The organism is Streptococcus sp. 27098_8_12 (genome assembly GCF_041432115.1).
Taxonomy (GTDB): Bacteria; Bacillota; Bacilli; order Lactobacillales; family Streptococcaceae; genus Streptococcus; species Streptococcus parasanguinis_V.
This window is the reverse complement of the sequence record NZ_JAPVZA010000010.1, coordinates 59,621-74,088: the sequence shown is the minus strand read 5'-3', so window position 1 is coordinate 74,088 and position 14,468 is coordinate 59,621. Positions and strand designations below refer to the sequence as shown.

Annotated in this window: 15 protein-coding genes; 4 read left to right on the top strand and 11 right to left on the bottom strand. The window is 42.7% G+C overall.

What is annotated here, in order from left to right; all coding sequences use genetic code 11:
- Positions 1-10: 10 nt before the first annotated feature.
- Positions 11-424, bottom strand: coding sequence for a DUF5590 domain-containing protein (locus tag O3629_RS05625; protein WP_195189962.1), 414 nt, complete (start codon positions 422-424; stop codon positions 11-13).
- Between the two features lie 291 nt (positions 425-715).
- Between O3629_RS05625 and O3629_RS05620 the strand changes: the two genes are divergently transcribed.
- On the top strand, positions 716-1,162 hold the full coding sequence (locus O3629_RS05620) for a MarR family winged helix-turn-helix transcriptional regulator (protein ID WP_003001765.1): 447 nt from the start codon (positions 716-718) through the stop codon (positions 1,160-1,162).
- Between the two features lie 118 nt (positions 1,163-1,280).
- Here the strand turns inward: O3629_RS05620 and yaaA are convergent, their stop codons facing one another.
- A complete protein-coding gene (gene yaaA, locus O3629_RS05615) occupies positions 1,281-2,006 on the bottom strand; it encodes a peroxide stress protein YaaA (protein WP_371608856.1) in 726 nt (241 codons plus the stop codon).
- Positions 2,007-2,105: 99 nt separating this feature from the next.
- Between yaaA and O3629_RS05610 the strand changes: the two genes are divergently transcribed.
- From O3629_RS05610 to O3629_RS05600, 3 genes are all read left to right on the top strand, one after another.
- On the top strand, positions 2,106-2,573 hold the full coding sequence (locus O3629_RS05610; RefSeq protein WP_371608855.1) for a DUF1836 domain-containing protein: 468 nt from the start codon (positions 2,106-2,108) through the stop codon (positions 2,571-2,573).
- Positions 2,548-3,195 (top strand): hemolysin III family protein, encoded by a 648-nt coding sequence (locus tag O3629_RS05605; protein WP_049474560.1) that lies wholly within the window; start codon positions 2,548-2,550, stop codon positions 3,193-3,195. The genes O3629_RS05610 and O3629_RS05605 overlap by 26 nt, the downstream gene beginning before the upstream one ends.
- A gap of 63 nt (positions 3,196-3,258) precedes the next feature.
- Positions 3,259-4,563 (top strand): PLP-dependent aminotransferase family protein, encoded by a 1,305-nt coding sequence (locus O3629_RS05600; protein ID WP_371608854.1) that lies wholly within the window; start codon positions 3,259-3,261, stop codon positions 4,561-4,563.
- Positions 4,564-4,580: 17 nt separating this feature from the next.
- On the opposite strand, the gene O3629_RS05595 is transcribed toward O3629_RS05600, so the two are convergent.
- The 9 genes from O3629_RS05595 to O3629_RS05555 form a co-directional block, all read right to left on the bottom strand.
- The gene (locus tag O3629_RS05595; RefSeq protein WP_320909129.1) at positions 4,581-4,829 is read right to left on the bottom strand and encodes a hypothetical protein; all 249 of its coding nucleotides are present in this window, start codon (positions 4,827-4,829) and stop codon (positions 4,581-4,583) included.
- 247 nt (positions 4,830-5,076) lie between these two features.
- Positions 5,077-6,831: an ABC transporter ATP-binding protein gene (locus O3629_RS05590; RefSeq protein WP_371608853.1), complete on the bottom strand. Its 1,755-nt coding sequence runs from the start codon at positions 6,829-6,831 to the stop codon at positions 5,077-5,079.
- Complete coding sequence (locus tag O3629_RS05585) at positions 6,818-8,572, bottom strand: ABC transporter ATP-binding protein (protein WP_368385738.1); 1,755 nt, start codon at positions 8,570-8,572, stop codon at positions 6,818-6,820. The genes O3629_RS05590 and O3629_RS05585 overlap by 14 nt, the downstream gene beginning before the upstream one ends.
- Position 8,573: 1 nt before the next feature.
- On the bottom strand, positions 8,574-9,257 hold the full coding sequence (locus O3629_RS05580; RefSeq protein WP_272106812.1) for an MmcQ/YjbR family DNA-binding protein: 684 nt from the start codon (positions 9,255-9,257) through the stop codon (positions 8,574-8,576).
- A gap of 85 nt (positions 9,258-9,342) precedes the next feature.
- On the bottom strand, positions 9,343-9,978 hold the full coding sequence (locus O3629_RS05575) for a copper homeostasis protein CutC (RefSeq protein WP_272106783.1): 636 nt from the start codon (positions 9,976-9,978) through the stop codon (positions 9,343-9,345).
- Positions 9,979-9,999: 21 nt separating this feature from the next.
- Positions 10,000-10,602, bottom strand: a complete 603-nt coding sequence (locus O3629_RS05570) for a hypothetical protein (RefSeq protein WP_272106784.1) — start codon at positions 10,600-10,602, stop codon at positions 10,000-10,002.
- Positions 10,603-10,877: 275 nt separating this feature from the next.
- The gene (locus O3629_RS05565; protein ID WP_201089423.1) at positions 10,878-11,834 is read right to left on the bottom strand and encodes an ABC transporter permease; all 957 of its coding nucleotides are present in this window, start codon (positions 11,832-11,834) and stop codon (positions 10,878-10,880) included.
- Entirely contained in the window at positions 11,834-12,895 is a 1,062-nt protein-coding gene (locus tag O3629_RS05560) for an ABC transporter permease (protein WP_368385737.1), read from the bottom strand. The genes O3629_RS05565 and O3629_RS05560 overlap by 1 nt, the downstream gene beginning before the upstream one ends.
- A complete protein-coding gene (locus O3629_RS05555) occupies positions 12,888-14,423 on the bottom strand; it encodes an ABC transporter ATP-binding protein (protein ID WP_368403100.1) in 1,536 nt (511 codons plus the stop codon). The genes O3629_RS05560 and O3629_RS05555 overlap by 8 nt, the downstream gene beginning before the upstream one ends.
- Positions 14,424-14,468: the final 45 nt, after the last annotated feature.

The following is a 14,468-nucleotide window of genomic DNA, read 5'->3' as shown; positions in this document are numbered from 1 at the left end:
TCCTCAAATCTTAAAAAACACCCGTGACTTTCCCAGTCTTGAAATCCACCACATAATAAGAGCTCCCAGCCTTGACTTCCCAGATCGGTTTGCCTTTAAAGCGTCCAAACGTTACCCGATCAATCGCGTCCTGACTCTTCTCTTTGACGACGGAAGCTGCCTCTTTGGAACTAACTCCTTCTTTCAAAGGGTAGGTATAGACTGCATCATCTGCCTGCCCCACCAAAACCGCTAGATCTTGCCCCTCTTGGTCCTTGCCAATAAAGGAAAGATACGCTTCTTTGCCATGAAAGAAACTCTCCGTCTCAATGGTAGCAATCGAAGAGTGAGACAGAGCTATTTTTCTTGCTTGCGCAATTTGATCCTGCAAGCGATCAGAAGTTTTTTCAGCAAGAAATAGCCAAGAAAAAAGGACCGTCAACACTAAGATACAGATTCCTATTATATGTTGCCATACTATAAAAAGATTATTTTTCTGTTTCACTCCCTCATTATACACCAAAGCCACCTAGAATTCTATAGATTTTCAAGAAAGAATTGTTACTAATATTTCATACCTGTTACAATGTTTTAGTATAAAATTGTTTGATAAACAAAGTAAAATTAACACCTTCGCTATCATTTGTTCATAGTTTAATAAATTTGTCACAATTTTGTAACTAATTTGAAAATAAAATTAAACGACAGAAATACTATTTATTGATAAAATATAGATATGGAAAATTTAAAGAGATTATTCAAAGAAGCAAACGTAGATTTAAAAACCATGATCGTCTTCCACAAGGCAGAACGATTGATCCGTGCCTCTGAGGCTCATATCTTTAAAAAGCACCAGTTGACACCAACTCAATTCTCTGTACTTGAGACCTTGTACAGCAAGGGCGATCTCCGCATTCAAGATCTGATTGATAGCATTCTTGCGACCTCTGGAAATATGACTGTGGTTATTCGCAATATGGTCCGCGATGGTTGGATTACACGCGAAACCGATCCAGAAGACCGCCGTGCTTATCTTGTTTCTATTACAGATGCCGGTCGTAAAAAGATCGAAGAAGCTCTTCCAGATCATATCAAAAATATTCAACGCTTGATGCAAGTCTTTAATAGTGGCGAGCAAGCTGAGTTGACAGAACTCTTGAAGAAATTCAAACATATCGCCTAAGCCTACTGCTCAAGACGATTCTGACTCCAAAATCCTCTATTTTGGAGTTTTCATCGTGCATTCTCTTTATCTAACAGATCAAAAAAATATTCCTGACGCTTCTCAGGAATATTTTTATTTATTCTTTCACAAAGATCCATTCTTTCTCTTGCGATAAATCCTCACGATAAAAGAAACCTGCTACTTCTAATGATTTCAGATCTTCTAGATGGGTGATTTCTTCCTTCATCATAGCTGTCACCATGGCACCACGTGCTTTCTTTGAAATCGTCGAGTGAATTTTTAGTGTCCCACCACGATTCTCCATGAATTTGATCCGAATCATTCGCTCACGAATGGCTTTTGAAAAGACTTGTTCAAACTCAGAAGACAAAAGAGATAAGATCTGCTCCTCACCTTCTACTGCCTGATCATAGTCCTCTTTCCAGAGTACCTTTAGAGATTTTCCAGCTGGTTTTAGCTTCATCATAAAATCCAATCGATGGGGAGCAATCCCTTGATAGGCAGGTAGTACACCGTATAAAGCAGTCGTGATCAACAAATGCTCCTGCAGATAAGCCTGCTCTTTTTCGGATAAGTCTTGACGCTCGATACTACGATACATAAGGCCATCAAACAGTTCCAAAGCAGGATAGGTTTTAGCACTCCCAGCTAACAAAGCCTCAATTCTTTCTTTTTCTGCTTGAGCTCTTTCCTCTGAGATCCCGTAAAAGGTCGCTAATTCCTCTAGGGAGAATGCCTTCAAAGCTCGGAGGATGGTTTTTGTGTTCTCTGACAAGGGTTGGGGCTCGACGATACGAGCCTGTTCGTTCAGTTCTTTAGCGGATGGAATTAATAGTTTCATAGGTCTATTGTACCATATTTTTCAAATTTTCTTGACAATAGTTTTTATTAATGTTATTATCTAGTTATGAAAACTAGATGAAAGAAAGGTGAAGATTTCGTGTCCACTTTTTCCTATCCAACGTGGGAGCAACTGCCTGAGCTAGACCTCTATCTTGATCAGGTCCTGCTTTATGTCAATAAAACCTGTGCACCTGTTCTCTCTTCTTCAGACAAGGGCTTGACGGCTGCCATGATCAACAATTACGTAAAACATGGTTATGTCGAAAAACCAGATAAGAAGAAATACCAGCGTGGACAGGTGGCTCGCTTGATCGCTATTACAACCTTAAAAACGGTCTTTTCTATTCAGGAGATCGCTTCTACCTTAAATTTTTTGCAGGACCAGGCAAGCTCAGATCTTCTCTATAATAGCTTTGTTGCTTATCTCAATGAGCAAAAAGAGCCGATTGCACCCATTATTCGCTCTGCCTGTCAGACAGTTCAACTTTATCTAGAAACCCTATCTTATATACAACCAGCAAACAAGGAGGAAGAAACTGATGAATTATACCATGAAACTAAGTAAAAAATTATCTTTTGGTGAGGAGATCGCAAATAGTGTAACCCACGCTGTTGGAGCCCTCCTTATGCTCATCCTGCTTCCGATCTCAGCAGTCTACAGCTTTGAGCAGCACGGTCTTCTTAGTGCTTTTGGGACTTCTATCTTTGTGATCAGTCTCTTTTTGATGTTTCTGTCTTCGACCGTCTACCATGCTATGTCTTACGATTCACCTCAAAAGTATGTGCTTCGTATTATCGATCATTCCATGATCTACATTGCGATCGCAGGTAGTTACACACCGGTTGTCCTCACCTTGATGAACAACTGGATGGGCTACAGCATTATCTTGATCCAATGGGGGACCACCATCTTTGGTATTCTCTACAAAATCTTTGCCAAAAAAGTCAATGAAAAGTTCAGTCTCGCTCTTTACTTGATCATGGGCTGGTTGGTCATCTTTATTATTCCCCAAATCGTTAGCCAAACCAATCCGATCTTCTGGGGTCTCATGCTCATGGGAGGATTTTGCTACACGGTTGGAGCTGGCTTTTATGCCAAGAAAAAACCTTACTTCCACATGATTTGGCACCTCTTCATCCTGGCAGCTTCTGCTCTTCAGTATTTAGCCATTGTTTATTTTATGTAATACGCTCACCACTCTTCGGAGTGGTTTTTTTGTGATTTTTTCTGTACAATAGAAAAAAACTGTATGGGGACAGTCAGGATGAAGACGAGCAAATACCAACAAATTATTCATGTACTAAAAAAAGCCATTCAAGATGGAGAACTGGAAACTGGAGAGAAAATTCCCTCCGTTCGCCAATTAGCTAGTCAATTTTCTTGTAGTAAGGACACAGTGCAACGGGCCTTGCTGGACTTGACTTACCAGCACTTACTCTACGCAAAACCTCAAAGTGGCTACTATGTTTTGGAGCAGGAACCTGACCAACATGAGGATCTTCCACTAAAATTAGAGAAAGATCGCAATCAGGCTTTTGAAGATTTCCGGACCTGTATCAATGAAACCTTGATTGGTCGTGAGAATTATCTCTTTAATAATTTTTCAGATCAAGCAGGATTACCAGAAGTACGCCAATCGATTCAAGGCTTATTGAAGGAAGAAAGCATTTATACGACTGCGGATCAGATCGTTTTGACTTCTGGTACACAACAGGCACTCAATATCCTCAGCCAAATTGACTTTCCCAATAAAAAATCTCAGATCTTGAGCGAGCAGCCAACTTATCATCGGATGAATCAACTCTTAGATTCGCAGCAACTTGCCTACCGGACCATTCAACGAAATTTAACGGGAATTGACCTTGAGGAACTCGAAGAGATTTTTAAGAGTGGCCACATCAAATTTTTCTACACGATCCCCCGTTTTCACTACCCACTTGGTCATAGCTATTCTACCAAGGAAAAAGAAGTAATCTTACAACTAGCTGATCAATATGATGTCTACCTTGTCGAGGACGATTATTTGGGAGATCTCGATGGCCGCAATGCTCCTTCTTTTCATTATCTAGATCGCAATAATCGAGTTATCTATATCAAGTCTTTTTCGACCAATCTCTTTTCTGCTCTTCGCATTACTTCCATGATCCTTCCCCAAGCCCTTCTTAAACCTGTCTTGACCTATAAGACAATTCTGGACTATGATAGCAACCTTATTATGCAAAAGGCTTTGAGCCTCTATATCGATAATGGTATGTATCTGACCAATAAAAAGCGACTCCTCGCCAGAAAAAAAGAGGAAGAAGAAAGTCTGAAGACTTTAATGGATCAGTCTTCTCTTCTACCTCATCTGACCCTGACCCACGATGGGGTCCTAGTAGATCTTCATCAGGTCAAATCTCTTGCTGCCTTAAAACACAGTGGACTCTCTATTGATTTTTTTGAAGCAGCCTACATCACTCCTTGTCCCTATCAACTAGCAAAAATCCAATCAGCAGATGTTGCCAAAGTTTTACCAAAGCTGACGCCTTTTTTTGAAAGTGAAACCCTCGTATAGACTATACGAGGGTCTTCTTATTTCTTTAAGTGCTCATAGACAAGTTTGGCATTTTGAAGGCCAATCCGATAGTCGATGCGAATTAAGCGAATCGCTTCCATCTCTGGTTCTTTGAGGTACTTCTCTCTTTGTTCCTTGGAGATGCTACCTGGTTTTAGAAGATAGTGGGTGAATTGATTTCTAACTTTAGTAAGCTCTACTTGAAGGGTGAAATAAAGTCCAAATAAGACAATAACAACTCCCATTAGGATGAGATCGTTTGACATGATTGTTGCTTCCTTTTTCTGTTCTTTTCTTTATTTTACAGCTTTCAAGCAAGAAAAACAAGAGAGTGGGACAAAAGTCCTAGCCTATTAATTATTTTTGGATTGTCGAGCAAGACGCAGTGGTTGAGTGGTCTCTACTACGCTGATTTCATCAGCTTTTACAGCCCTACTCAACTGTGCGGAGGTGGGACAACGAAATCGAATTCTAACGAATTACCGATTTCTGTCCCACTCTCCTTGTTTGTCCTTATTTCATCATACCGGCCTGGAGGTCATACATTTTCTTATACGTTCTTCCTAGAGTAATGAGCTGATCGTGGTTGCCTGATTCGATGATTTTTCCCTTATCGAGAACATAGATGCAATCGGCATCTTGGATAGTAGAAAGACGATGGGCAATAGCAATGGTTGTCCGCCCTTGGCGCATCTTCTTCAGAGAGTTTTGGATCATTTCTTCTGTCTCTTGGTCAATATTAGCCGTGGCCTCATCCAAAATGAGAATCTTAGGTTGAGCAGCAATGGTTCGAGCAAAAGCCAGAAGCTGTCGCTGACCAGTCGATAGGGTAGAACCCCGCTCGGTTACCGGATGATTATAGCCACCAGGTAGACTCTCGATAAATTCGTCCACATCCACAAATTCGGCGGCTTGTTGGATTTCAGCCTCTGTCAGTTCCTCATGGTACATCCGGATATTGGAAGCAATGGTTCCATGATAGAGAAAAGGTTCCTGCAGCACTAGACCGATAGACTTGCGCAAGGCTTCCTGACTGTAGGCCTTGATATCCTTTCCATCAATCAAGATCCGTCCGCGATCAAACTCATAAAATCGCATAAAGAGATTGATAATGGAAGATTTACCAGAACCAGTATGACCGACAAAGGCGATGGTTTGTCCGCTTTTAACCTCAAAGGAGATATCTTTTAGGACAACTCGTTTGCCATCGTAAGAAAATGATACATGATCAAAGCGTATATCTCCCCACTCAATTTCTTTCAGACTATCCGCTTGCTTGGGCTCATAGTCAGATCGATCCATCATCTCAAAGACACGCCCTGCAGAGATGGTAGAGGTCTGCAAGGTTGCAAAATTTTGGGTAACATCAATCAAGGGTTGGAAAAGCTGGCTAACGTACTGGATAAATGCATAAATAAGACCTGCTGTAAAGCCAGAATACTGCCAATTTAGGCCGAAAAAGGTCAGAATGACCGCATAGGCTAGGACCTGTAACAGGGTCATAGCTGGTCTCAAAAAGAGGGAATTGACATCGACAGAACGATTGGCATAGTCCAAATGTTCCCCATTAATCCGTTCAAACTCATCGGCCAAACGCTTTTCTTGGCGAAAGGCCTGCACGATTCGCATGCCTTCGATGGATTCAGATAATTTCACATTGATATCTGATAATTTCTGACGCGTCATTTTGACCAGGCGGTTGGATAACTTGCGATAGAGTCGAATGGAAAACCAAATGATGGGAAGAAAAGGCAGAATCCAAATAGTCAAATGCCAATCTAAGCTAAACATGGTCACCAGGGTCACTACAAAAAGTAAAAAGGATGAAACCAGACTTGAAAAGACAGTGGAGAACATATCTGCGACGGCCTGTGTATCATTGGTCACACGAGAGACAATCGAACCTGCTGCTGTCTGGTCATAAAAGGACATGCCCAGCCTTTGCAGATTTTGGAAAATATCTAGTCGGATATCTCTTACGATGGAATTGGATACACGCGCAAAGGTTAATTGGCTCAGGTAGGTCGCCAGCACGCGCCCAATGAATAACCCATAGTAAAGAATGAGAAACTGAAAAGCTGTCATGACCGGTGAACCTGCTTCTTTTGGATCCACTAGGTGGTCAATATACCAGCGTGCCGCTAGAGGGATCGCTGTCAATAAAAGGCTAGTCAGGAAGGTAAATGCTAAGGCTAGGGCTGTTAACCATTTGTAACGCCACATATAAGCCAAGAGCCGCTTCATCACACGAGCTTCAGATGTTTTCATTCAGCTTTCCCTCCATTTCTTCTGATAATTGTTGGGCTTGGTAGGTTTCATAGTACCAACCTTTTTGAGCCATTAATTCCTCGTGATTTCCGCGCTCCTTGATCTGACCATTCTCCATTACCAGAATCAAATCCGCATGAACGATAGCGGATAAGCGATGAGCTGTGATCATGGTTGTTTTCCCCTTGCGTTCCTGCTTCATATTTTCGATGATCTGGTGCTCCGTCTTCGCATCTACTGCAGATAAGGAATCATCCAGAAGCAAGATCTCAGGATTCATGACCAAAGCGCGACTCATGGCAATCCGTTGCTTTTGCCCGCCAGAAAGAGAGACCCCTCTCTCCCCAAGCACAGTCTCCATCTGGTCTGGCATAGCCAAGACATCCTCATAGACCCCACAGGTTCTTAGCGCTTTTATCAACTCTTCTTCCATGATCTGCGGATCCGAAAAAGCAACATTCTCGCGAATAGTCATGGCAAAGAGAATCTGATCCTGAGGAACATAGCCGATCAAACTACGCAGATCTTGCAAACGATAATCTTTGATGGAGATTCCATTTAGAAAGATATCTCCCTGCTCCAAGTCATGCTCTCTGAGTAAGAGACGCAACAAGGTGGTCTTTCCAGATCCAGTTGGACCCACAATCCCAAGGGTTTGTCCTTTTTCTAAATGAAAAGTAACCTTTTCAAGAACAGGCTCTTTCTCGTAGGCGAATTCTTTAATGTCATATTCCAAATCTCCATTTTGAATGTCTCTGACTGGATGGTTTGGATTTTGGATTTCAGGTGTTTCTGCTAAAAGTGTCTCAATTCGGTCATACGAGACGCTAGCCCTCTGACTAATATTAAATAAGAAGCCCATGGCTTGAAGGGGCCATACGAGCATATTGAGATAGGTGATAAAGGTTACGATTTGTCCAACTGTCAAGCTTCCTTCCTGGACGAAAAGGCCCCCGAAGTAAAGGGTCAAGACATAAGAGAGACCGACAAAAAGAAGAGTGGTCGGATCAAACAAGGCATTGTAACTGGCGGAAGTCATATTCTTTGAAAAGACCATTTGATTGGTCTTTTCAAAAGCCTGAATCTCATCTGCCTGAAAACCAAAGGATTTGGTTACCTTGACTCCTGATACTGATTCCTGCACAAAGTTGTTGAGCTCCGAGAAGCCTTCTTGAGCTTCTTTGAAGGCTTGGTGATTTTTGCGTCCAATGGCTGAAGTCACTACCACCATAACTGGTAGGGGCAAAATAGCTAAGAGGGTTAAGCGCCAATCAATCATGAAAAACATGCTGACCAGGGTCACCAAGGCTGTGACAGACGCATCCACTGCAGACATAACCCCACCACCGGCAAACATGGTTACCGCATTGATATCATTGGTAGCATGGGCCATGAGATCCCCAGTCCGATAACGCTGATAAAAAGACGGTGACATGAGCGTAAAGTGCTTGAACAAACGGTAACGCAAAATCCGAGCTAACTTATTGGCCGTCCCAAAAATATAGCGTCTCCAGACAAAACGAAGTCCATACATGGCAAGAGCTGCTAGAACTAGAAATCCAATATTCACGACCAACTGACTCAGTGTCAACCTTCTTTTATCGATCAAATCGATCACAAGTCCCATGATTCTTGGAGGAATAAGATTTAAAAAACTAACCAAGATCAAGGACCCTATCCCGATGAAGTAACGTTTCTTCTCTAATTTAAAAAACCAAGATAATTTCCCTAACAGATGCATCTTATTTCCCCTTTTTGGTGAGCTGACAGCTACTATCCACTAGAGCAAACAACTCCTCATCAGCAATTGTTCCATCGAGCGGGATACTCAGCCAATATTTTTTATTCATGTGAAAAGCTGGATAAATCCCCTTCTGTTGAATGAACTGAGCTACTTGATCAGACTTGACATTCAAAACTTCTATTTTCCCTGACTTGCCAGCATCCAGTTTGTTCCAATCTATGGTCATAAAGACTCCATACCACTTGAGGGTGTCTCGGTGGCGAATCGCACCTGACTCAGGAGACCTTTCCCACAAATATTCAATCGTTCCCTGATAGTGTTGGGAAATATAGGCCATGAGACGCTTGGTTTGAGGATAGAGAAAATCTTCTACCTCAAAACAAGCTTGTCGGATCCTTGCAAGACTTTCCTGACAGGCTTCTCTGACTTGACCGACGAAATTTCCTTGTAGCTGTTCCAGATGGATCTGGATATACTCGTCCCCTGTATCCTGATCATAGACCCGAAAGGAAATCTTCTGGTCGCAGACTCGGAATTTTAAGAGAAATGTGTCCGAAAAGACGGGGCACTGATACTCATAGCCTGCCTCTATTTTCTCAAATCCATAAGCCATTCCCTTTTCTGGATGAAAAGTGTAGCGGTCAAAATAATTCTCTAAAAACAATTTCTCTCCCTTATTCATTTTTGCACTAGAAGAGGCTGGGAACAACGTACCCAACCTTGATAACGGATCCTCAAAACCACCTAAAGCAGTGATCGTTTCTTTTTTAAAACACGATGCGCGTGCCATGCAGTTGACAAACGCCCAATTGCTCCAAAAAAAGTGCACGATTTTCTACCGTCACACCTCCACCAGGCAAGATCTGAATCTTTCCCTTAGCCGCAGCTAATAAACAATGGTAATGTTCAAAACGTTGCTCTAGTGTAGCACCTGGACTTCCAGCTCGTGTTAAAATGCGGGCTACACCCTGATCAGAAAGCCACTCAATCGCTTCTAGCTGATCTGTATGAGCCAACTCATCAAAAGCCATATGAAAGACAACCTCTGCCTCTCCACAGGCTGCTAGTAAAAGCTGCATGACTCTCTGGTCCAACTTTCGATCGCCCGTCAGCGCACCCAGCACGAAACTAGAAACCCCTATTTCCTTCGCAGCCCGAATATCCGCTAGCATAGCTTGAACTTCCAGATCTGTGTAGACAAAGTCTCCACCACGGGGCCGGATAATGACACATAGATCCACAGACTGCTCTCTTGTCAGTTTAATTGCTTCCTGGATCACCCCTAAGCTCGGTGTGGTCCCACCTACTGCCAGGTTGTCACACAGTTCAATGCGACCTGCCCCAGCAGCAATCGCCTTATCAATAAACGTTAAATTCTCTGCACAAAATTCAAAGATAAGCATGACAACTCCATTTTCATAGCCTTAAAACAAGGAGATACTAACCGTCACCTTGGCATTGCCATTTTCTACTCGCGCTTTTGAGATAGTATAACCTGTTTGAGGGATCTCAAGCGTAATCTGATCACCGTTCACTGTGAAGCCGCCTCCATTTTGATTGGATTGATCCTTCAAATAGTTGAGAACCAAGGATTTTGGAATCGGTATTTTCCCTAATTTAGCAGCTGTCACAGTCAAATTCATGACATTGTTTTCAACTTGACCTGTCATGGTTAAATCTAGATAGCTTTCGACTGGCCCTAAGGAAACCGGAACTTTGACGTGAAGGTCATTGCCATCCATTCCAAGTGCCATCTTTTGAAAGTCAGAATTGTCAAGAGCAGATCCAGCACTTGTTTTTACAACTTGACTCAATTGCACAGAATTGAGACTCAACTCAGTTGAGAGCCCTTCAGTGCTTACAGAAGCATTTGAAACTGCATTTTGAGCCAGTTCAATCAAAGAGCTCCCTGCCTGCACATTTCTCAGCTGCTCCCCTTCAGGGATGGATCCAGGAACCAACAGGATCACTAATAAAATAAATAAAACGATCACCATGCCAATCAGGCGTCTCATCCACTTAAACATCTGCTCCTCCAATACGTGAAAAGTTGTACTCCTATTGTACATTAATTCAAAAGAAATTGCGACTAAGAGGGGCCTTTACAAAGCAAAAGAGAGCGTGGGACAGAAATCGGTAATTCGTTAGAATTCGATTTCGTCGTCCCACCTCCGCACAGTTGAGTAGGGCTGTAAAAGCTGATAAAATCAGCGTAGTAGAGCCCACTCAACCACTGCGTCTTACTCGACAATCCAAAAACAATTGAGAGGCTAGGACTTTTGTCCCAACCTCTCTCTGTGCATTATTTCGATTTAATGTAGTTAACACCATCTGCTTTTGGCGCAACTGCTTGTCCGAAGAAGGCTGCCAAGACAACCATGGTCAAGACATAAGGCGCAATTTGCAAGTAGATGGGTGGGATACCTTTAAGCAAAGGCAATTGATTCCCGATAACAGCCAAACTTTGTGAAGCTCCAAAGAAGAGACTAGCAAGCATAGCCCCGATTGGGTTCCATTTCCCGAAGATCATAGCCGCAAGGGCGATAAATCCAGGACCTACAATAGTCGTCACCGCGAAGTTAACAGAAACTGACTGAGCGTAAATGGCTCCTCCGATTCCTGCAAGGGCACCTGAGATCATCACTCCTAAGTAGCGCATTCTATATACATTGATTCCCAATGTATCTGCTGCTTGTGGGTGTTCCCCAACTGAACGAAGACGCAATCCAAACTTCGTCTTGAACATGATAAACCAAGCAAAGAATGAAAAGAGAATCGCAACCCAGCCGATGATGCTGGCATTGTTGAAGAAAATATCCCCAATCACCGGAATTTTAGATAAGACTGGAATCGATGTTTTCCCAAAGGCAACTTTGATATTATCAGTTTGTCCCTTGTTATACATCGCTTTAACAAGGAAGACGGCTAATGGAGGCGCCATCAAGTTCAATACCGTACCTGAGACGATATGGTCAGCACGGAAATGAATGGTTGCGACCGCGTGAATCAAGGAGAAGAGTACTCCAATCCCTGCAGCAACGATCAAGGACAACCATGGTGTCAAACTTCCTAACTCAGGCTCAAAAGTCAAGTTAAAGATAATACCTGAGAAGGCTCCCATAACCATGATTCCTTCCAGACCAACGTTAACAACCCCAGCGTGTTCTGAGTATGCTCCTCCGATACTTGTGAAGATCAGCGGCGCTGCATACACAATCATAGAGGAAACAAGAATACTTAAAATCGTTACAATACTCATTAGTTTGCTCCTCCTTTTTTAGCTGAACGCATCGAGATCATCTTTTCGATAATGTAGTGGGCACATACGAAGAAGATAATGGATGCTGTCACAATTTGAACGACTTCTTCAGGGATGGCAGCTGGCTTCATACCAACTCCCCCAATTTGAAGCGCTCCAAACAAGAAGGCAGCAAATGGAATACCAATTGGTGAATTCATCGCAAGAAGGGCAACGGCCATTCCGTTAAATCCAACACTCATTGAGCTAGTTTGAACATAGACATTTGAGTAAATACCCAGACCTTCTGCTACCCCACCGATACCAGCAAGAGCACCAGAAATGATCATAGAAAGGATAATGGTCCGTTTTGCAGACATCCCTGCGTATTCTGCCGCATTCGCATTGAGACCAACGGCACGGATTTCAAAACCAAGTGTTGTTTTCTTCATCAAGAACCAGATGACTACCACTGCGATGATGGCAAAGAAAATCCCGATATTCATTTGTGATTTGTCCGTCAAATTACGCAACCACTCCGTCTGATAGACAGCGTTGGCTCCCACATCAACGGTTGAGTCCTTATTTTTCATCAAGGAAGCTGGGAAGCTATGAATCAAGGCATTCCCACCATAGAGAACAATGTAGTTCATCATAATGGTGATGATGACCTCACTGGTACCGAGATAGGCACGAAGGAAACCAGGAATCGCTCCAATAAATCCACCTGCAACAGCCGCAATCAAAACGGTCATCGGAATCATCAGTAAGCGAGGCATATTTGGGAAGGAAAGGGCAAACCAAGTTGCCATGATCCAGCCTGCAAAAGCCTGACCAGGAAGTCCAACGTTAAAGAAACCGGCCCGGCTAGCTACTGAAAATCCAAGAGCAACTAAAATCAGTGGCCCCATAGCACGGGAAATATTACCCCAACTCTTAATCGAACCAAAGGCTTTCTTAAACAGCAATTCATATCCCCAAAGGGCATCATAGCTGAAGGCCCACATAATAATGGCACCCAGGACCAATCCTAAAAGGACAGACACCAATGGAACGGCAATTTGTTTTAAATTCTTATTCATTTGATGCTCCCTCCTTTACTTGTCCTCCTGCCATGAGGATTCCAAGTTCTTGCTTATTCGTCGTTTCTGGGGTTACGATCCCTTGGATCTTCCCATCATGAATAACCGCAATACGGTCAGAAACATTCAAAATTTCATCCAATTCAAAGCTGACAACCAGAACGGCTTTTCCATTATCTCGTTCTTGAATCAAACGTTTGTGGATATATTCAATCGCTCCGACGTCCAAACCACGAGTTGGCTGGCTGACGATCAAGAGATCTGGATCGCGATCGATTTCCCGAGCGATAATGGCTTTTTGCTGGTTTCCTCCAGAAAGAGCCTTAGCTGGTACCACTTCACTAGCTGCACGAACGTCAAACTCTTCCATCAATTTCTTGGCATAAGAGGTAATATTTGGATAATTCAAAATACCATTCTTGCTAAGAGGTTCTTTATAGTAAGTTTGAAGAGCAATGTTTTCAGAGATCATCATATCAAGGACCAAACCATCCCGGTGACGGTCTTCAGGGACGTGTCCTACCTTCATTTCTGTGATTTGACGTGGGCGAAGTCCTACAACATCCTTGCCTTTAATCTTGATTGAACCGGATTTTACCTTCCGCAGACCTGTAATGGCTTGGATCAACTCAGATTGACCATTTCCATCAATCCCTGCGATCCCAACAATTTCACCAGCACGAAGTTCTAAGGAAAGATTCTTAACAGCTGGGACTCCCCGATTTTCATTCACGACCAAGTTTTCGATCGACAAGACCACTTCTTTTGGTTCAGAAGGACCTTTTTCAGTCTTAAAGGAAACAGAACGACCGACCATCATTTCGGCCAAGTCTTGGTTGGTTGCTCCACCAATCTCGACTGTTTCAATAGATTTCCCACGACGGATAACCGTTACGCGGTCTGAAACAGCACGGATTTCATCCAACTTGTGCGTAATCAAGATGATTGATTTTCCTTCATTAGCCAAGTTTTTCATGATTGTCATCAATTCTTCGATTTCAGCTGGTGTCAACACTGCAGTTGGTTCATCGAAGATTAGGATGTCGGCTCCACGATAAAGCGTCTTTAAGATTTCCACACGTTGCTGCGCACCAACGGAAATATCCTCAACTTTAGCATTTGGATCTACTGCCAAGCCATATTTTTTAGACAATTCAAGGATATCTTGACCGGCTTTTTTAAGGTCCAAAATACCATGCTTCGTGGTTTCAGAACCAAGGATGATATTTTCAGCAACAGTGAAGGCTTCAACCAACATAAAGTGTTGGTGCACCATTCCAATTCCTAAAGAAGCTGCTTTTGAAGGTGAGTCTAGGTTAACAGTATTTCCATTTACCACGATGTCTCCGCTTGTTGGTTCCAACAAACCAGCCAGCATATTCATCAGGGTAGATTTTCCCGCACCATTTTCTCCAAGAAGTGCATGGATTTCACCTTTGCGCAACTGAAGATTAATCTTGTCATTTGCTACAAAGTCACCAAATTTTTTGGTAATCTCACGCATTTCGATGACATATTCATGTGTCATGTAGGTGTTTCCTTTCAAAAATTTTTTATTTCAATAAAATCTGTT